The sequence below is a fragment of the Haloactinopolyspora alba genome, assembly GCF_003014555.1.
Classification (GTDB): Bacteria; Actinomycetota; Actinomycetes; order Jiangellales; family Jiangellaceae; genus Haloactinopolyspora; species Haloactinopolyspora alba.
The window spans coordinates 113,736-132,404 of record NZ_PYGE01000014.1 but is presented as its reverse complement, the minus strand read 5'-3'; the positions used below and the strand labels follow the sequence as shown (position 1 = coordinate 132,404).

18 protein-coding genes are annotated in these 18,669 nt (G+C 70.0%); 10 read left to right on the top strand and 8 right to left on the bottom strand.

What is annotated here, in order from left to right; genetic code table 11:
- Window positions 1-162: 162 nt before the first annotated feature.
- A complete protein-coding gene (dnaA, locus tag CLV30_RS18100) occupies window positions 163-1,656 on the bottom strand; it encodes a chromosomal replication initiator protein DnaA (protein ID WP_276319982.1) in 1,494 nt (497 codons plus the stop codon).
- A 482-nt stretch (window positions 1,657-2,138) separates the two neighbouring features.
- Here dnaA and rpmH point away from each other — a divergent pair, with 482 nt between their 5' ends.
- From rpmH to CLV30_RS18060, 8 genes are all read left to right on the top strand, one after another.
- Window positions 2,139-2,276 carry a 50S ribosomal protein L34 gene (gene rpmH / locus CLV30_RS18095; RefSeq protein WP_106538629.1) on the top strand — a complete coding sequence of 46 codons (138 nt, stop codon included), beginning with the start codon at window positions 2,139-2,141 and terminating at the stop codon, window positions 2,274-2,276.
- Between the two features lie 37 nt (window positions 2,277-2,313).
- On the top strand, window positions 2,314-2,676 hold the full coding sequence (rnpA, locus tag CLV30_RS18090) for a ribonuclease P protein component (RefSeq protein ID WP_106538628.1): 363 nt from the start codon (window positions 2,314-2,316) through the stop codon (window positions 2,674-2,676).
- Entirely contained in the window at window positions 2,673-3,023 is a 351-nt protein-coding gene (gene yidD, locus CLV30_RS18085; RefSeq protein ID WP_106538627.1) for a membrane protein insertion efficiency factor YidD, read from the top strand. Before rnpA ends, yidD begins: the two co-directional genes overlap by 4 nt.
- Window positions 3,024-3,030: 7 nt before the next feature.
- Window positions 3,031-3,960 (top strand): membrane protein insertase YidC, encoded by a 930-nt coding sequence (gene yidC, locus CLV30_RS18080; protein ID WP_205740541.1) that lies wholly within the window; start codon window positions 3,031-3,033, stop codon window positions 3,958-3,960.
- A 181-nt stretch (window positions 3,961-4,141) separates the two neighbouring features.
- On the top strand, window positions 4,142-4,609 hold the full coding sequence (locus CLV30_RS18075; protein WP_106538648.1) for a Jag family protein: 468 nt from the start codon (window positions 4,142-4,144) through the stop codon (window positions 4,607-4,609).
- 140 nt (window positions 4,610-4,749) lie between these two features.
- On the top strand, window positions 4,750-5,460 hold the full coding sequence (rsmG, locus tag CLV30_RS18070) for a 16S rRNA (guanine(527)-N(7))-methyltransferase RsmG (RefSeq protein ID WP_420841965.1): 711 nt from the start codon (window positions 4,750-4,752) through the stop codon (window positions 5,458-5,460).
- Between the two features lie 239 nt (window positions 5,461-5,699).
- Window positions 5,700-6,617: a ParA family protein gene (locus CLV30_RS18065; RefSeq protein WP_165358488.1), complete on the top strand. Its 918-nt coding sequence runs from the start codon at window positions 5,700-5,702 to the stop codon at window positions 6,615-6,617.
- Window positions 6,610-7,716, top strand: a complete 1,107-nt coding sequence (locus CLV30_RS18060) for a ParB/RepB/Spo0J family partition protein (RefSeq protein WP_106538625.1) — start codon at window positions 6,610-6,612, stop codon at window positions 7,714-7,716. Before CLV30_RS18065 ends, CLV30_RS18060 begins: the two co-directional genes overlap by 8 nt.
- Before the next feature lie 97 nt (window positions 7,717-7,813).
- Here the strand turns inward: CLV30_RS18060 and CLV30_RS18055 are convergent, their stop codons facing one another.
- From CLV30_RS18055 to CLV30_RS18045, 3 genes are all read right to left on the bottom strand, one after another.
- Window positions 7,814-8,779 carry a D-alanine--D-alanine ligase family protein gene (locus CLV30_RS18055; protein ID WP_106538624.1) on the bottom strand — a complete coding sequence of 322 codons (966 nt, stop codon included), beginning with the start codon at window positions 8,777-8,779 and terminating at the stop codon, window positions 7,814-7,816.
- Between the two features lie 15 nt (window positions 8,780-8,794).
- The gene (locus tag CLV30_RS18050; RefSeq protein WP_240723184.1) at window positions 8,795-10,132 is read right to left on the bottom strand and encodes an aminotransferase-like domain-containing protein; all 1,338 of its coding nucleotides are present in this window, start codon (window positions 10,130-10,132) and stop codon (window positions 8,795-8,797) included.
- Window positions 10,133-10,296: 164 nt separating this feature from the next.
- The gene (locus tag CLV30_RS18045; RefSeq protein WP_106538623.1) at window positions 10,297-11,433 is read right to left on the bottom strand and encodes an N-acetylmuramoyl-L-alanine amidase; all 1,137 of its coding nucleotides are present in this window, start codon (window positions 11,431-11,433) and stop codon (window positions 10,297-10,299) included.
- Window positions 11,434-11,677: 244 nt separating this feature from the next.
- Between CLV30_RS18045 and CLV30_RS18040 the strand changes: the two genes are divergently transcribed.
- Window positions 11,678-12,235, top strand: a complete 558-nt coding sequence (locus CLV30_RS18040; protein ID WP_106538622.1) for a hypothetical protein — start codon at window positions 11,678-11,680, stop codon at window positions 12,233-12,235.
- Window positions 12,229-13,245, top strand: a complete 1,017-nt coding sequence (locus CLV30_RS18035; RefSeq protein WP_106538621.1) for a hypothetical protein — start codon at window positions 12,229-12,231, stop codon at window positions 13,243-13,245. The genes CLV30_RS18040 and CLV30_RS18035 overlap by 7 nt, the downstream gene beginning before the upstream one ends.
- 670 nt (window positions 13,246-13,915) lie before the next feature.
- On the opposite strand, the gene CLV30_RS18025 is transcribed toward CLV30_RS18035, so the two are convergent.
- From CLV30_RS18025 to CLV30_RS18010, 4 genes are read right to left on the bottom strand one after another with little or no spacing between them, the layout of a single operon-like run.
- On the bottom strand, window positions 13,916-17,359 hold the full coding sequence (locus CLV30_RS18025) for a LysM peptidoglycan-binding domain-containing protein (protein ID WP_129710878.1): 3,444 nt from the start codon (window positions 17,357-17,359) through the stop codon (window positions 13,916-13,918).
- A gap of 9 nt (window positions 17,360-17,368) precedes the next feature.
- Window positions 17,369-17,797: a hypothetical protein gene (locus CLV30_RS18020; RefSeq protein ID WP_106538619.1), complete on the bottom strand. Its 429-nt coding sequence runs from the start codon at window positions 17,795-17,797 to the stop codon at window positions 17,369-17,371.
- Window positions 17,794-18,231: a TadE/TadG family type IV pilus assembly protein gene (locus CLV30_RS18015; protein WP_106538618.1), complete on the bottom strand. Its 438-nt coding sequence runs from the start codon at window positions 18,229-18,231 to the stop codon at window positions 17,794-17,796. The genes CLV30_RS18020 and CLV30_RS18015 overlap by 4 nt, the downstream gene beginning before the upstream one ends.
- Complete coding sequence (locus CLV30_RS18010) at window positions 18,228-18,665, bottom strand: TadE family protein (protein WP_106538617.1); 438 nt, start codon at window positions 18,663-18,665, stop codon at window positions 18,228-18,230. Before CLV30_RS18010 ends, CLV30_RS18015 begins: the two co-directional genes overlap by 4 nt.
- Between the last annotated feature and the right edge of the window lie 4 nt (window positions 18,666-18,669).

Below are 18,669 nucleotides of genomic sequence, written 5' to 3'. Positions count from 1 at the left end.
GTGGACCGCCGGCCCGTGTCCACCGGTGGATGACAACTTTCCCCGACGCGTCCACCGCGTCGGCCACACTTTCCACAGTGTTCTCCACACCCTGTGCGAAGTCGATCACGCGGTTTCGGTGTGATTCGGGTGCGCCGGTGGCCGTCCGTCCGAGCGGCATCGTCATGACTGCCTCGCCTGTTGCTTGATGCGGTTCGTCAACTCGGTGACCTGGTTGAAGACGCTGCGTCGTTCGGCCATCAGGGTGCGGATCTTGCGTTCGGCGTGCATGACCGTGGTGTGGTCGCGTCCGCCGAAGTGCTGTCCGATCTTCGGCAGTGAGAGCTCGGTCAGCTCCCGGCACAGGTACATCGCGATCTGGCGGGCCGTGACCAGGACCCGGCTGCGGCTCGTGCCCTGCAGGTCCTCCATGGTCAGCCCGAAGTACGCCGAGGTCTGCGCCATGATGGTCGCCGCCGTGATCTCCGGTCCGGTGTCGGTGGGCACCAGGTCGCGGAGCACGATCTCGGCGAGCGACAGGTCGACGGGCTGGCGGTTCAGACTCGCGAAGGCCGTGACCCGGATCAGTGCGCCTTCGAGCTCGCGGATGTTCGTGGCGATGCGGCTGGCGATGTACTCGAGGACGTCGGGCGTGACGTTGAGGTCGTCCTGTGAGGCCTTCTTGGACAGGATGGCGATCCTGGTCTCGAGGTCCGGCGGCTGAACGTCGCAGGTCAGGCCCCATTCGAAGCGGTTACGCAGCCGGTCTTCGAGTGCCGAGAGCTGCTTGGGCGGCCGGTCGGAGGAGATGACGATCTGCTTGCTGGCGTTGTGCAGCGTGTTGAAGGTGTGGAAGAACTCCTCCTGCGTCTGGATCTTGCCCTCGAGGAACTGGATGTCGTCGATGAGCAGGATGTCGACGTCGCGGTACCGGCGCTGGAAGGCGGAGGCCTTGTCGTCGCGGATGGAGTTGATGAAGTCGTTCGTGAACTCCTCGGAGCTGACGTAGCGCACACGGGTGCCGGGATACATCGTCCGGGCGTAGTGACCGATCGCGTGCAGCAGATGGGTCTTGCCCAGGCCGGACTCGCCGTAGACGTGCAGTGGGTTGTACGCCTTGCCCGGCGCTTCGGCGACGGCGACGGTGGCGGCGTGGGCGAACCGGTTGCTGGCGCCGATGACGAACGTGTCGAACGTGTAGCGCGGATTGAGGTGCGGGCCCTCGGGCTCGGTACGCCGCGGCGTGTCGGTGCTCGCGCGGGACGTGACGAACGTGGGCTCCGGCGGCGGTGTGACGGTGGGGATCTCCTCGGTGTCGTCCGACGGCGGCTTGTCGGCGCCGGGAGCCGAGGTGGACGCGGCGACGGCGTCGGACGGGGAGGCGGCCGGGTCGGCGGCTTCGGGGTCGTCCGAGGGTGGCGTCACGCTGACGGCGAGACCGACGGGTTTGCCGAGCGTCGCGGAGAGCGCGTCGACGATGTGGTTGCGCAGCCGTTGCTCGATCTGTGCCCGCGCGAAGTCGCTCGGCACCGCGACGACGGCGGTGCCCTCCACCAGCGTGATGGGCCGGGCCTGGGAGAGGAAGGCTCGCTGCTGCGGCCCGATCTCGACCGAGTCGAGGTCGGCCAGCGCCTTCGTCCACGCGGCGATGAAGTCGTCGGCGGCCTCGTCTGCCACGGTCTGTCTCCCAACTGGCGGCTGTAGAAAGCGCCACCCCCGTCGTGCCTTTGTCCACACCATCATCCACAGCGTGTGGAGAGCGTGCGCAGCTTGGGTCCGTTCCTTCGTTCGTCTGTTATGACCTGCATGAACACAACGGAATTCCGGACGCATGGTGCGTCCCTGTGGCCGTCTCCGGAGACCGTGACGCTAACAACATGCGGTCGCCGGTTCAACTGGTGTCCACAGGTTTGTGGAGAAGTCCGCGGCGTGTCGTTGTGCGACCATCAGCCCGTGCCGATGTCAGTATGGTCGGTTCGCAGGCCACGGGACCGGTGGGTGCGTTAGTTTGACCTGAGCACCGGCCAGCGCGTACCGTAAATCGGTCCGACGAGGGCTCTTTTCAACCTGCCTGGGCGTAGTCTGCCCGTTGGCGGCGCGGGTCCTGGACGAGACATCCGAAGTACGAACAGCTCGCTCACAGACACAGGAGCCCGGACGTGGTCAAGCGCACCTTCCAGCCGAACAACCGCCGTCGTGCGAAGACCCACGGTTTCCGGCTGCGTATGCGTACACGCGCCGGTCGTTCCATCGTGACGTCCCGGCGCCGCAAGGGCCGTGCCAAGCTGTCGGCCTGACCAGGCAGACCGGCGTGCACTCGCACGACGATCCGAGGTGCTGAAGGCGGAACATCGGTTGCGGCGGCCGGTGGATTTCCGGACCACGGCACGCCGGGGAGTGCGAGTCGGGCGGCCGCGTATCGTCGTGCACTTCCTTCCCCCTGACGTCACGGCGTCGACCGGTCCGCCGACGGTGGGGTTCACCGTCGGCCGCGCCGTGGGCAACGCCGTGGCACGCAACACGGTCAAGCGACGCCTGCGCCACCTGATGGCCGCGCGGGTCGGCCGCATTCCGGAAGGTGCGCGGGTCGTGGTCCGGGCTCTTCCTCCCGCCGCAGGCGCCAGCAGCGCACTGTTGGCCGCCGATCTCGACGCAGCCCTGGACCGGGCACTGACACGCGGAGGTCAGCGGCGATGAAATACCTGCTCATTGCTTTGCTCAAGGGCTACCGCCTGGTCATCAGCCCGATGTACGGGCAGACGTGCCGCTACTACCCGTCCTGCTCGGCCTATGCGCTCGAGGCTGTCGAGACGTACGGGTCGGTGCGCGGCAGCTGGCTGACGTTACGCCGGCTCGGACGTTGCCATCCGTGGTGCGCCGGCGGCGTGGATCTCGTGCCGAGCCCGGATCGTTATCGATGGTGGGGACGGGCCGCCGGCACCGACGGTGACGATCCGCCGCCGACCACGGGGACGGGCCATGCCGAGTCCTCACCGCTGACCGTGCCACCGGACGACGAACGAGCCGTTCTCAGAGGAGTCTGATACACCCGTGGATACCGTCCTCTCGCCGCTGCTCTATCTGGTCAGCTGGATCATGATCGGCTGGCATTGGCTGTTCGACACGCTGATCGGCATCGGCCACGACGGCGTGAACTGGACGCTGTCCATCATCGGCCTGGTGATCGTGATCCGCACGCTGCTGATCCCGCTGTTCGTGCGTCAGATCCGCTCCCAGCGCAAGATGCAGGTCCTCCAGCCGCAGCTGCGTGAGTTGCAGAAGAAGTACAAGGGCGACCGCGAGCGTCTCCAGCAGGAGACGATGAAGCTCTACAAGGACAGCGGCACGAACCCGTTCGCGTCCTGCCTGCCGATCCTGTTGCAGGCGCCGTTCTTGTTCGCGCTGTTCCGCGTGCTCGACGGTATCGCGAACGACGATCCGCGGGGCGCTTTCACCAATCACCAGGGGCTGTTCGAGTCGGCCGGCAGCGCGCAGATCTTCGGGGCGCCGCTGGCGGACTCGTTCCTGAGCACGGACGTGCTCAACACCCGGATCATCGCCGCGGTGATGGTCGTGCTGATGGTGGCCAGCCAGTTCATCACGCAGCGGCAGATCATGCGCAAGAACATGCCGAAGGAGTCGCTGGAGGGACCGTTCGCGCAGCAGCAGAAGGTGTTGCTGTACGTGCTGCCTCTCGTCTTCGCGTTCTCCGGTGTGTACTTCCCGCTGGGCACGGTGCTGTACTGGCTGACGTCAAACATCTGGACCATGGCGCAGCAGCTGTACGTCATCCGGCGGATGCCCGCGCCCGGAACCGAGGCAGAACAAGCCCAGCAGCGTCGCCGAGAGGCGAAGGCGAAGCGTAAGGGCCAGCCCATCGAGGCGCCCGCCGAAGAGGCGAAGGAACAGGTCGAGGTCCCGCCCCAGGTCGTGCGCCAGCAACCGAAGAAGACCACGCGTTCACAGCGCAAGAAGAAATGAGACGGTGCTGCCGGCAGTGTCCGGCGCCGTCGACGGAGCGGGAACGCCGAGTGATCGTGAGACTCGAAGGACCGCGGAGCCATGGCTCGGCCGGTCCGGGGAATCGATCTGGAGGAAGCACATCGTGAGCGAAGCTGACAGCGGCGCCGTGGTCGACGACGATCGCGACGAGGACCAGGGAATGAGCAAGGCGAAGCGGCTCGAGCGCGAGGGCGACGTCGCTGCGGACTACCTCGAGGGACTGCTCGACATCGCCGATCTCGACGGTGACATCGACATGGACGTCGAGAGCGACCGCGCCGTCGTGTCGGTCCTCGGTGACGACCTCGACGTGCTGGTGGGCGAGAACGGCGAGGTGCTCGAGGCGCTGCAGGAGCTGACGCGGCTCGCGGTGGTGCGTGAGACCGGTGAGCGCAGCCGGCTGATGCTGGACGTGGGTGCCTACCGGGCGCGTCGGCGTGCCGAGGTGTCCGATCTGGCGAAGCGTGTCATCGAAGCGGTGCGGACCTCGGGCGAGTCCGAGTCGCTGGGCGCGATGTCCCCGTTCGAACGGAAGGTCGTGCACGACGCCGTGGCCGAGGCCGGTCTGCAGAGCAGTTCCGAGGGCGAAGAGCCGCGGCGGTACGTGGTGGTCATGCCGCCGGTGTGAGCAGCCGCGGTTTCACGTGAAACGCCGCGCGCAGATTTTCGGAGGTGGGAGTCGTGCCGACGCCGGGACGGGGCGATGGACGGTCGACGCCGCCCGGACCGGCGAGCACAGCCTCTGCCGACGACGACGTGGGCTCGGCCATCACCTCGCCCCCGGAGCCTCCGGAGCAGGCACGGGAACTCTTCGGTGAGAGCCTCCCGACGGCCCGTGCGTATGTCGAGTGGCTGGCGGGTGCCGGAATCGAGCGCGGGCTGCTCGGTCCGCGTGAGATCCCGAGGCTCTGGGATCGGCACGTCCTGAACTCGGTGGCGATCTCCGTCCTGGTCGAACCCGGCGCCACCGTGGCCGACGTCGGCTCCGGTGCGGGGTTGCCCGGAGTGCCGCTGGCCGTACTGCGTCCGGACCTGCACGTCACGCTGGTCGAGCCGTTGTTGCGACGCAGTGAGTTCCTGGCCGAGGTGGTGACCGACCTCGGGATCCGTGACCGCGTGTCGGTGTTGCGGACGCGCGCGGAGGAGGTCCGGCCGGACGGCGGGTTCGACGTGGTCACCGCCCGCGCGGTGGCGCCGATGGACAAGCTCGCGAGATGGACGCTGCCGCTTTTGCGGCCGGGGGGACGGCTGCTGGCGCTGAAAGGTCGATCCGTTGCCGAAGAGTTGGGCGAATCGGCCGCGTCGTTGGCGAAAATGGGCGCGGAGTCGTGGACAGTGGAAGAGGTCGGTTCGGACGCGGGCGAGCCGGCGGCGCGAGTCGCCGTCGTCACGCTCGGCCGGACACAGCAGGCACAGCGGACACCGCCGACAAAGCGGACACGGGACCGACGAGGACGGCAACGGAGGAAGAACAGATGAGCGATACCTCTGTCGTCACCGGGCTCGGATGGCCGGTGACGGGTGGGGATGTCGCGAACGGGGACGCAACGGGGGAAGGCCGGAGCGCAGTTGGCTGGCCACTGGGACGTGGAACCACCGAGCCGACGGACGGTCCGTCGAACCTGGAGCGTGAGGATTCTGTGAGTACGGGTGACGGTGCGGCGGAGCCGACGGCGAACGCGCACGTCGATACTGCGTCGGAACTGACGGACTTCTCGATGTCGGGCCCGTTGGCCGACATGGACACCCCGATCGCGCGCGAAGCGGCCGTGGCTCTGATGGCGGTGGGACGGCGCACGTCACCGATGCCACGCCCGGACCGGACCCGGGTGATGGTGGTGGCCAACCAGAAGGGCGGCGTCGGGAAGACGACGACCACGGTGAACCTGGCCGCGGCACTCGCCGTCAGCGGACTCAAGGTGCTGGTGGTCGACCTCGACCCTCAGGGCAACGCGTCGACCGCGCTGGGCATCGACCACCACGCCGAGATCCCGAGCATCTACGACGTCATCGTCGAAGAAGGCCCGATGTCCGACGTCGTGCAGAAGGTCGACGAGTTCGACGGGCTGTGGTGTGTGCCGGCGACCATAGATCTCGCCGGCGCCGAGATCGAGCTCGTGTCACTGGTAGCGCGAGAGTCGCGGATGCGCAAGGGACTTCAGCAGCACCTGGCGCAGGACGACGTCGACTACGACTACGTGCTCATCGACTGCCCTCCGTCGCTGGGACTGCTCACGGTGAACGCTCTGGTGGGCGGCGACGAGGTGCTGATCCCGATCCAGTGCGAGTACTACGCGCTCGAGGGCCTGAGCCAGCTGCTGAACAACATCGACATGGTCCGCGCGCACCTGAACCGCGAGCTGGCCATCTCGACGATCATGCTGACGATGTACGACGGCCGCACCCGGCTGGCGGCGCAGGTGGCCGAAGAGGTGCGCCAGCACTTCGGTGACACGGTGCTGCAGACCACCATCCCGCGTTCGGTGCGGATCAGTGAGGCGCCGAGTTACGGCCAGACGGTGATGACGTACGACGCCGCGTCGAGTGGTGCATTGTCCTACCTGGAGGCGGCCCGCGAGATCGCGGAGCGGGGCGTCCCGTCAACGGAAGTCAAGGGGGAATCGGCTCATGGCTGAGAAGCGTCGGGGACTCGGGCGTGGTCTGGGTGCGCTCATTCCGACCGAGGCACCGAACGACGCGGGCGCGGGCCGGCACTCCCCGGTGGATGTCTACTTCCCGGACCAGCAGCCGCCGAACGGCAACGGGGCCGCCGAAACGGTTTCACGTGAAACCGTGACCGACGCTCCGGCTGGAGACGTCCCCACCGGAGACGCACCGGACGGTGCGGATCTCCTGCCGGTCCAGGGCGCGCGGTTCGCCGAGGTCGAGGTCGACGCGATCACGCCGAACCCGCGGCAGCCGCGCCAGGTGTTCGACGAGGACGCGATGAACGAGCTCGCGTCCTCGATCCGGGAGATCGGCCTCCTACAGCCGATCGTCGTCCGTGAGCTCGGTGACGGCCGATACGAGCTCGTCATGGGGGAGCGGCGGTGGCGCGCGACGAGCGAGGCCGGCCTCGCCACGATCCCGGCCATCGTGCGGACGACGCGCGACGACGACATGCTGCGCGATGCGCTCCTCGAGAACCTGCATCGCAGCGAGCTCAATCCGCTCGAGGAGGCCGCGGCATACCAGCAGTTGCTGGACGACTTCGGCTGCACGCACGACGAACTGGCGGTGCGCATCAAGCGCAGCCGCCCGCAGATCTCCAACACGCTACGGCTGCTCAAGCTGCCGCCGCTGGTGCAACGGCGGGTCGCGGCCGGCGTGCTGTCGGCCGGGCACGCACGGGCGTTGTTGGGGGTGTCCGAGGGGCCGGAGCAGGAGCGGCTGGCTCAGCGCATCGTCGCCGAAGGGCTCAGCGTCCGGTCGGTGGAGGAGATCGTGGCGATGGGCGACGGCGAGACGCCGACGAAGTCGCGCAACTCCAAGAACTCGGCCAAGCCGGTCGCGCCACGGCTGTCCGACATCGCGGACGCCCTGTCTGAGCGGCTCGACACCCGGGTGAGGGTCGATCTCGGGCGGAGCAAGGGCAAGGTCACCATCGAGTTCGCGAGCATCGACGACCTCGAACGGATCGTCAGCACGATCGGTCCGACCATGAACGTCCCCGGCCGCGACTCCCTCGATTCACGTGAAACGGAATCCGATCTGGATTCACGTGAAACGAACTGACCGGCTCGCGGTGCCGTCGGCCGTCGCGTCACCGAGTGGGACCGGCTCGGCCGAAGCGCACTGAGCCGGTCCGGGCAGCGTCGGTTGTCGCGGCGTTTCAGACCCGGTCGGTGTGGCCGCGCCCGGCCGCGGCAGCCAACAGCTCGCGGGTGAGCACGCCGAGATCGAGGCCGCCGGCGTGCGCGGCCTGCGGCAGCAGCGACGTCTCGGTCATTCCGGGTGCAACGTTGACGTCGAGCAGCCAGGCCCGGCCGTGACCGTCGACGATCAGATCGGTGCGGGACATGTCCCGCAGGCCCAGTGCGCGATGGGCAGTCACCGCGGCGTCGGCCACGGTGTCCGAGGTCTCCGGCCGCAGCCGTGCCGGAACGAAGAACTCGGTGGTCCCGGCGGTGTAGCGGGCGTGGTAGTCGTACGTGCCGGACTCCGGCACGATCTCGACCGCCGGCAGCGGCCGCGGGCCGCCGCCGGTGTCGACGACCGAGACGGCGACCTCTGTGCCGTCGATCCACTGCTCGATGAGCGCCGCCTCGCCGTAGGCGTAGCATTCGACCATCGCCGCGGGCAGATCGTCACCGGAACGGACGACCGTCGCGCCGAGCGCCGAGCCACCACGTGCGGGCTTGACGACGACCGGCAGCCCGAGCCGGCTGATCAGCGCATCCAGCAGCACCGCCGCGCCGAGCTCACGGAACGTCGACTGCGGCAGCACCGCCGCCGCCGGCGTGGACAGTCCCGCACGTTCGGTGACCGACTTCGCCACCGGCTTGTCGAAGGCCTGCCGGCAGGCGGCGGCCGACGAGCCCACGTACGGCAGGCCCGCGAGCGACAGAACCTCCTGAATGGCGCCGTCCTCGCCCTGGGCGCCGTGCAGCAGCGGAAGCACCACGTGCGGTGGATCAGCACGCAACGCCGACAGCAGCTCGCTGTCGGCATCGCGCTGCTCGACGTCGACGCCGATCTCGCGCAAGGCCTCGCTGACGCGCCGGCCCGATCGCAACGAGACGTCACGCTCGTGGGACAGACCGCCGGCGAGAACGACGACACGGCCGAGGTCGCTCATGTGCTCCAAGCCCTTCTAGCTCTGGTCGGGTGCGGGACCGTCGAGCCCCGGACGCCGTGGGGACGCCCAGGCTCCGAACGTCGCGCGCAGCTCCATCTCCTGCTCGACCACCTGGGCCAGCCGCCGCACACCCTCGCGGATCCGTTCCGGCGTGGGGTAGCAGTAGGACAGCCGCATGGAACGCGAGCCGAAGCCGTCGGCGAAGAACGCCGTTCCCGGGACGTAGGCGACGCGGTTGGTCACCGCGCGCGGCAGCATGGCCTTCACGTCGATGCCCTCGGGCAACGTGAGCCAGATGTAGAACCCGCCGGTGGGGCGGGTCCAGTGCGCGGCTTCGGGCATCAGGTCGTCGAGCGCGTCCAGCATCGCGTCGCGCCGTTCGCGGTAGGACTCGCGGAACTCCTTGACCTGGCCCATCCAGTCGTGACCGGACAGGTACTCCGAAACCGCCAGCTGACTGAACGCCGGCGGGCACAGCACGCTGTTCTCGGCCGCCAGGACCAGCTTCTCGCGGACGGCGTGTGGAGCCAGTGCCCAGCCCACGCGGAAACCCGGCGCGAACGTCTTGGAGAACGAGCCGAGGTACACCACACGCTCGGTGTCGTCCGCCCGCATCGCTCGCGGCACCTCGCCGTCGAAACCGAGCAGGCCGTAGGGGTCGTCCTCGATGATGAGCACGTCAGCGCGGCGGCAGATCTCCAGGATCTCGGCGCGGCGCGACTCGGTCAGCGTCACGCCGGCCGGGTTGTGGTAGTTGGGGATCGTGTAGAGGAACTTGATCCGCCGCCCGGAGGCCTCCACGGACGTGATGGCCTCGCGCAGCCGTTCCGGGATCAGCCCGTCGTCGTCCATCTCGACGTGCACCACGTCGGCCTGGTACGAGCGGAAGGTGCCCAACGCGCCGACGTAGGACGGCGCCTCGGCCAGAATGACATCACCAGGATCGATGAAGATCCTGGTCACGAGGTCGAGCGCCTGTTGGGACCCGACCGTCACCGTCACGTCGTCCGGGTGCGCCGAGATGCCGGTGGGCTGCATGACCGTGCAGATCTGCTCGCGCAGCTCCGGGTCGCCCTGCCCGGACCCGTACTGCAGGGCGCTCATGCCGCGTCGGTCGACGAGCTCGTGCATCATCGATCCGACGACGTCCAGGGGCAGCCCCGAGATGTTCGGCATCCCGCCGGCCAGTGAGACGACCTCGGGCCGAGCCGCGACCGAGAACAGCGACCGGACCTCCGACGCCGTCATGCCGTGCGTGCGCGTGGCGTACCGGTCGACGTAGGAGTCGAGCCGTGACCCGGTGGCTGCTGCGGCGTCAGTCGTCTTCCGGTCGGGGCCTGGCTGCTGGCTCACGTCACACCTCCACCGATGATCGACTGACGCCCGGGACGAGAGCGTACGAAGTTGCGCCCGTCGGACTCCTTAGTGGACAACGATGCCTTATCAATCCGAACGAGGCGAATCCATACCACTCAGCGGTCACGACAGGACCGGCGGGGCGGGCCCACGCGACGTTCTCAGTGAGTCGCGAGGTCGTGGATGCGCAGCGCGCCCGTCGCGGCGTCCTCGCTGGACGGCAGGTACACCCGCTGGATCGCGATGACCACGGCTTCGGCCACCACGTCGCGGAAGTCCGGGTCGGCGAGGCGGGCCGCGTCACCCTCGTTGGTGAGGTAGCCGAGCTCGATACGCACGGCGGCCATCCGGGCATGACGCAACAGGTCCCACGTCTTGCCGTGGCTGCGGCAGTCGACCAGGTCGGTGCGGGCGACGACCTCGCGTTGCACGAGCCCGGCGAACTGTTCGCCGATGGCGCTGGTGGTTCCCGGCTGGTGGCCGCCGTAGTAGTAGGTGGCCACGCCGGACGCCTCGGGATTGTCGTGCGCGTCGACGTGCAGCGAGATGAGCAGGTTCGCGTCGGTGTCGTTGGCGAACGCGGCGCGCTCGGACTCCGTGGGCGACGCCTCCGCGCCCGGACCGCGGGTCAGGTAGGTCTGTACGCCGGTGGCCGTCAGCCGGCCCTCGATGCGGGCGGCGAGGTCTTCGACCACGGACGCCTCGTCGAACCCGTCTCCGGAGTTGCCGCGATCGGCCCCGCCGTGGCCCGGGTCGATGACGACGACCTTGCCGGGCAGCCGCTTGCCGGCCTGGCGCAGGGCCTCGGAGGCGCGGAGGTTGTCGGGCCGTCCGCCGGTGACGATGGGAGCCAGCCGGCCGAGCGCCTTGAACGTGCTCGGGCCGCACGTGCCGTCGGCCGGAATGCCGACATTGCGCTGGAACTGCCGGACGGCGTCGCCGGTACGCGTTCCGAACACCCCGTCGACACGCCCCACGTCGAAGCCGAGCTCGGACAGCCGCCGCTGCAGCGCGATGACGTCGTCACCGGCCTGCGGGTTCGTCACGACGTACGACAGCAGCCGGTCGCCGAGACGCCATCGCGCCTCGTCGAGCACCCGGTACGTTGTCGCGTCGACGGTTCCGGTCACCGTCAACCCGCGCTCCTGCTGGAAATGCCGGACCGCACGGTCGACGTCCTCGTCGAACGTCTCCGGGCCCGGCGCGGTGTCGTCCAGGAGACCGAGCTGGGTGAGTTTGGAGCGTATCTCCGCGATCGCCGGTCCGGTGTCGCCCAGTTGGTAGCGAAGCGAAGTCATCCGCGGCGTGTTCCTCCCTGAGCCGTGATCGACCGATCGGCGCACACCGACGACGGCGTCGTGCCGCCCGAGCCTGCGCCAACCGCGGCCCGGTCGTGAGTCTACCCACTGCGGCCGGTGTACCGGAGCCTCGCGCGTGGTGCCGTTCCGGCCGCTGACCGAGGAAATCTCGTGAATTCCGATGTCACTACGCGTTCATGGACGATGTATTGCTCCGACCGACGATGCTGGCTATCGTCCCAGCATGAACGGCTCGCATCCCCGGGCGAGTCGGTGCTCACTCGTCGGCATCGCCGTCCTCGGCTTCGTCGGCTCCGGCTGCAGTGCGGCCAACGGCGCCGACCAGCAGCGTACGGAACCGGACGGCGTCCGGACGAGTTCAGCCACCACGACCTCGGACACCCCTGTCACACGGATCGAGGCGGCCTTCTCGGCCTATTGGGACGCGGTGGCACGCGCTCAGCGCGGTGATTCCGGCGATCCCGCGGAGTTGTTCGAAGGCGTCGCGACCGATGCGCAGATCCAGCAGAATGTTGCCGTGGCCGAGCGATACGCACGGCAGGGTCTGGTCCGGGTCGGTGATCCGGTCATCAGCGATGTCGAGGTCACACTCGACGACGGGGCGGCGACGGTCGCCGCGTGTGTCGACGAGTCCGAGTGGCGCGCCGTGGTGCAGGGCCGAACGTTGCCACCGCCGGATCACCAGCAGCAACCGCATCCCGTGAAGTTCGACGTGGTCAAGCAGGGCGGCACGTGGCTCATCGGTTCGCCGGTGGACGCAGGAGGGACGATCACATGCTGAGGTTCGCGCGGATCGGCCGGCTGGTGGCGGCGACAGCGACCGGAGCCGTCACCGCCCTGGCGGCCTCGTCGGCGGTAGCGGTCGCCGACGGACAGGAGCCGGGCAAGACCCCGGGACAGTTCAACTCGCCGACGGCCACGCCCACGTTGTCGTCCACCCCGGAAGCGGTGCTCGACGCCACGCCGCCGCCGGGTTCCGAGGTCGACGCCGCCTCGGACTGCTGGACCCTCGTCGAGGTCCTGCCCGGCGTGCACCAGTACGTCAACATCTGCGAGTCGCCCGGCGACGACGATGACGACGGCGACGAGGGCGAGGGCGAGCCCGAGGGACCGACCTGCGACCTGTCGAACAAGCCGTACACCGAGTTCTGCCACGACGAGCACGAGCTGGACGCGTGCCGCGCCGAGTTCCCGTCGCCGATCCCCGAGGACAGGTGGCCGGAGAAGGGCCAGGACTCCGAGAAGGAGATCTTCACCTACTACGAGTGCAAGCCGCCGGAAGGTGAACCGTACGGCGGATACAGCTGGTTCGAGCCGTACAAGGACTCGCTGCCGGACCAGATCTGGTCGGCCTGGGGCCGACTGCAGACCCCGGCCTTCACGCTGAGCTTCGAACCCGCCGGGATGACCTACGTGGGCGCCGACACCACCTTCGCCGTCGACGGCATCGGTGACGGCGAGCTGGTCGGCAGCGAAGCCGGTGGCCTGCGTGCCCGTGGGACGTTCAGCCACGTCGAGCTCGACCCGGGCGACGGCGGCGCGACCGTCGAGTGCGACGACGACGCCGACACCGACGACTGCACGTACGTCTACCTCGCGACGTCGACGGACGAGATCGCCACCGACCTCGAAGGACGCGCCGCGTACAACGCTCAGGCCCGGCTCGTCTACGACGTCACCTACTACATGGACGGCGAGCAGATCTCGATGCCGGGCGTGCCGGACACCCTCGAGAGCCCGTGGAACGGCGTGCCGGTCCCGGTGGGAGAGATCCAGGTCCTCGTCCAGTAACGGTCCCGGGACGGACATCGGAACCGTTAGGTCCGGTTGCGGGCAGACGGTGACGCTGTGTGTGAGGCCGGTGTCGTCATGGCGACACGTACCTCGCACCGTCGTTCCCGGAACGACACCAGCCCCACACCATGCACGTCCGTCGCCGGAGCTGCCGCTTCCGGCCGCTCACGCCGCGCGCCTGGATAAGGTGCCCGCATGTCTGCCTCGGCTGAAGCCACTATCGAGCGAAACATCGACATCGTCCGGCGCTACCTTCGTGTCTTCGAGACACGGCAGGTCGCTGAGCTGACGGATCTCGTCGCTGATGATGTGACCGTGCACGGCGCGGGGCAGCACGTACGGGGACGGCATCACCCTGAGGGGCATCAAGTCCTACCGACTCGAGGATGGACGGATCGTCGAGTTCTGGGGGGAGACCGATCTGTACGGCCTACTCCGTCAGGCCGGGCTCGTACCCGAGCAGATCCGTCCTTCTGAGCCTGTGCGCCTCCGACCGCGCCGCTGCTCATGCTTGGTAGTGGCCCGGGACGTAGTGGCAAGCCTCGTTGTCAGAAGGCGGTGACATGAGGGGCAAGAGTTGCCACGCATGTCACCCCTTCGAACACGAAGACGGCACATCCGACTCGGCCGGGACCGGCGACGAAAGATCACGATCTACAGCTGAGTACTAGTACTGACCGGACAGCTCCGCGCCCGTCGACTCGGCCACGTCGCCGGACGCGCGCAGCCCGACCTGGTTGATCAGGTTGACGGTGGCCTGCTCGAGCTCGTCGCCGAGGTCGTCGCTGATGGCCGTCACGCGCGCGACCGCGTCGGTGATGCCGGCGCGGTTCCCGGCCATGTGCTCCGCCTTGATCCGGTCTCGCCAGAGCACCTCCATGCCGGGCTCGACCTGCAGGCCGATGGTCGCGGCCTTGCGGGCGAGATGCGCGTCGCCGGCCTCGAGCCCGCGCCGGGCGAGCTCGTGCGCGGCGTCGACGATGGCGGAGATCATGTCCTGCTTGATGTTCTCGGCCCAGGCGTACCGCCGCGGGTTCACCCCGGTGAACGGCTGCCCCCGCACCAGCTCCAGCGCGCGCAGCAGCTGGTCGGTACCGGCGACCACCGGGTTCGCGCCGACCAGGTGCATCCACAGGTCCCAGTCGGTGCTGACCGCGGGGTGGAACCGGTAGCCAGTGTCGACGCGGGGGACGTAGTCGGCGCCGGCGCCGTCGCTGCCGAACCAGCGGCGCAGCTTGGAGATCGCCGTGTTCCGGGTGTTCTGGGTGACCCGGCTTCCCGGCCAGATCGCCTCGTCCAGTGCGGTGTGACTCAGCCCCGGCTGCAGCGCGATGTAGGCGGCGATCTCGGTCAGCTGCCGGTACTTCGACTGCTCGACGGGTCCTTCGGCGTTCTCGACCTCGACCGGCCCGAGCAACATGATCGTGGGCCCGTCGGACGACGGCGGTTCGGTACGGACTGGGACGGCGCCGGCATCGATGACGTCCGGCACGGCGGACGGACCCGCTGGATCCGCTGGATCCGCTGGACCCGCCGGAGCCGCTGCCGGCGGAGCCCCGGTCGGCGGTGCCTCCGGCTCCTCGCCGTCCGGCAGGTCCGCGAGCAACGGCGCGCCGGCAGGGTTGTCGAACGCCGAGGTGCCGGCGTCCGGCTGAACGGTGCCGGTGGTGGCACCGGGCCGGGGGTGCTCGCGCGGCGGTGCGCTCCGCTGCGCCGTGGCCGGTTGTTCGGCGATGCCGAGCAGGCCGAGGATCCGCCGGTACTGCTCGTGGTCGAGACGCTGCGGACTGAGGTCGACGCCGACCGGGAGAAGTGTCGCCAGGTCGGCGTCGGTGGGGCTCAGTTCGAGCGACCAGCCGTCGTGGTCGCGCCCGGCGGAGCCCTCGTGCGTCACCGCGGCGACCGCGACTCGGGGCACGGTGTCGACCAGCTCGTCCAGGCGCCGGTGCTGCTCGGGCGTCAACGGCTCGGCCAGCAGCACGATCTCGGGTGTCCATGCCGCGGCGGCGACCCCTCGGGCGCGCGCGTCGTCGAGTGAGGCGGCGCCCGAGCGGTGCAGCGCGAGCCGGTCGGCCTCGGCACGACCGGCGAGCTCGTCGAGCAGCGGGTCGACGGCATCGAGATGCCGCACCCGGCCGGTGTCCAGCCCGTCGGCCAGTTCCGGGGACGTACCCACCAGCGTGACCTGGGCGTCGTCGGCCCAAGGGCTGGTCGCCAGCTCGACGGCGAGTGCGGCCATGACGGCCCGGGTGCGTTCGGGCGGTCCGGTGACGGCGAGCGTGCCGAGCCGTTCGAGGTCGAGCAGCAGGTGGCCGTTCTCGGGCCCGTGCCCGACGGTGACCAGGCTCGGATACGGCGCGGCGACCTCAGCGATCTCGGTCGCGTCGAGCTCGGCGCGCGCACCCGCCGGCAGGAACCACACGTGTTCCTGGTCGGTCGCGACGAACGGCGACGGCAGGCTCGCGGGCTCGGTCAGGTACAGCTCGAACTGTTCCGAGGTCAGGCGGGCGACCCGCAGCGGCGGCAGCGCGACGCCGCGGCGTGCGCAGCTCACGGCGAGCTCGCGCAGCGCCACGTCGACATGCTCGACGCTCATCGGGTCGGTGACCGTGCGCAGGTCGCGTTCGGCGACGGCGGCGGCGCTGGTGGGCTTCGCGATGCGCTCGCCGGGACGGCGGCGCCGCTGCTGGCCTCGGCGCTTGGCCGCCAGGTAGGCCAGCACGCCGGCGGCGAGCAGCGAGCCGACGCCCGCAGCGGTACGGACCGGGAAGTCGGCATCACCGCTGGCGGCGGTGGCCGCGTCCGCGTCGGCGCCGACCTCGCCTTCGGCGTCCCCGCCTGCCGGGACGTCGTTCTCGTCGGGAACGGCGTCGTCCGCGGGCGGGCGTTCCTCGGCTCCGGTGTCACCTGCGCCGGTGTTCTCGGTGTCGGTGTCGCCCGCCCCGGTGTCCTCGGAGGCCGGCGGCTCGTCCTCGGCGGGCGGGTTCTGCTCGGCCGCCGGCGGCTCTTCCGGTGCCGGCTGTTCCGGCTGCTGCGGCCGGGTGTCGTCCGGCTGCTGCGCGGCCGGCGGTTCGCTCACCGGCGCGCCGGTACCGGGAACGGTGATCTTCCATCCCGGCAGGATGACGTCGGGGTCGCGCAGCTGCCGTCCGTCGGGCTGCACGGTGTCGCGGGAGGCCTCGACGAGTTCGGGGTAGCGGGCGCCGTCCCCGAGACGCTGCTCGGCGATGTCCCACAGGGTGTCGCCCTCGGCCACGATGTGCGTCGACGACCGCGCCGAATCCGCCGCGGGCGTGTCGGGCGACGACGTGTCGGCCGCGGGCACGGCCGCGCCGGTCTGGTCGCCGGTCGCGGCCGGCAACGAGAGCCGCCAGCCGGGATCGAGCCAGTGCGTGCGGTCGAGGGCGCCGCCCCCGGGCTGTTCGACCCCGTAGTTGAGCTCGGCGATCTCGGTCCACCGCGCGCCGTCGCCGAGCTGTTCCTCGGCGATACGCCACAGCGACTCGCCGCTGCGTACGACGTGCTGCCGGGTCGGCGCCGCGGGAGCGGACGGCGAAGCAGCGTTGTTCGCGGCGGTCCTCGCGCCGGTCCCGCTGTCCGTCCGGGCGCCGGTCCCGGTGCCCGGTCCTGGATCGGCAGTGGCCGACGCGGACGACGACGTGGCCGGTGCCGACGGTTGGCCGGCGCTGTCCGGCGGCATCGTGCCCGCCGTGGCGACCCCGACCGGACCCGCGACGAACAGCGCCGCCACCGCCGTCACCAGGCCGGCGGCAGCGCGTTGCTGAAAACGCACCACCGGCAGCTGCGGGGCGCGCCGGCCGCGGAACGCCGCCGGAACCTCCACGAGCACACCGATGGCGAAACCGGCCCATCCCAGCCACGCGAGCACCACGAGAGCGCCCAGGAACACAGTGCCGTCGCCCGGCGACGTCAGCGCGGACCGGATATCCGCCCATGACGGCATGCTGTCCGGCAACGGCGGGCCGGCGATGGCGACCAGCGCGGCCGGGATACCGACGAGGAGGACGACGATCGCGACGAGCGCCAGCAGGCCGCGGACGACGGACACGGCGCGTCGTGGCCGATGGGGTTGCGCTGCTCGAGTGCTCACGGGTTCTCCTCAGTACTCCTCGTCGACACCGCGGGCGAGCCGGGCGCGGGCGCTGCCGGTGACCTGGGATGTCGACTGCCCGATCAGGGACAGGAAGACGTTGTCGTACGAGACCGTCGCGCTGACCCGCAACGTCTCGCCGTCCACACGGCCGCACCCGGACGGCTGGACGCCGGCCTGGACCAGGTAGGCCGACGCGGCCTGACAGGCCGGTGTGACGTCGATGGTCGGCCGGTCGGTGTCGCCGCCGATGAGGATCCGCTGCGCGCCGGTGCGCGCGGCCTCGGCAGCGAGCGCGTCGGCGCGCTGCATCGCCCGCAGCCGCCCGCCGCCGTCCACCACCAGGCCGATGGCCAGGAACAGTGCCATCACGATGACGACGGCGAAGATCGCGATCGCGCCGTCGTCACCACGGAGGCGGAGCCCGCGGGCGCTCATCGGCGCATCCGGTAGGTGTCGATGGGACTGCGCACGGTCTCGGTGATGCTGCGCGAGCCCGGGACGGCGGGAATCGCCAGGTCGGACAGGCGCACCTCGCACGTGACGGTGGCGGTCACGGTGGCGGGCTCACCGGGCGGGCGCGCGAACTGGCGTGCGTCGATGGTGATCGACGGTGACCCGACACAGCTCAGTCCCTGTTGGGTGAGTGAGCGCTTGGCTGCCGCCCCGCCGTCGGCGACGGCTTCGGATGCGCTGCGGGCGAGGGAGGCCGCGCGGGCCGCCTCGGCCGCGGCGTGTTCGACCGAGCCACCCGCGATGGTGATCCGGCCGCCCATGACGAGCAGCGCGATGATCATCAACAGTCCGGGCGCGACCACCGCGAGCTCGGTGGTCGCCGAGCCCCGCTGGTCGTGCGGGCGCCGGCGGGTCATGGCCCGTCCGGGCTCGTGAACCGTTCGACCGGTCCGCTGGCGGTCTGTGTCACCTCGTGGCCGGACCAGCCGGGGAACAGGGTCAGTGAGTGCCCGGTGACGGTGATGCTGACCTCGCTGGGCGTGCTGGTCGAGCTGACGGTGACCGCGCTCAGCGTGTCGTCGGCGCCGGCACGCAGAGCGAAGTCCCGCGCCTCCTCCACGCCGGCGCCGGGCGTGCCGCCGTCGCCGGTGGCCGCCCGGACACCCTCCTCGGCGGCCGCCAGCGCGACGTTGCGGGCGTGGTACCACAACGCGCCCTCGATGACGCCGAACGTGATGAGCAGGACGATCGGGAAGACGATCGCGATCTCGAGGGTCGCGGCCCCGCGCTCGCGCCCGTCGGCGCGGCGGCGTCGCCACCGCCGCCGCACCCGTCGTCCTGTCCGGCCCATGGTG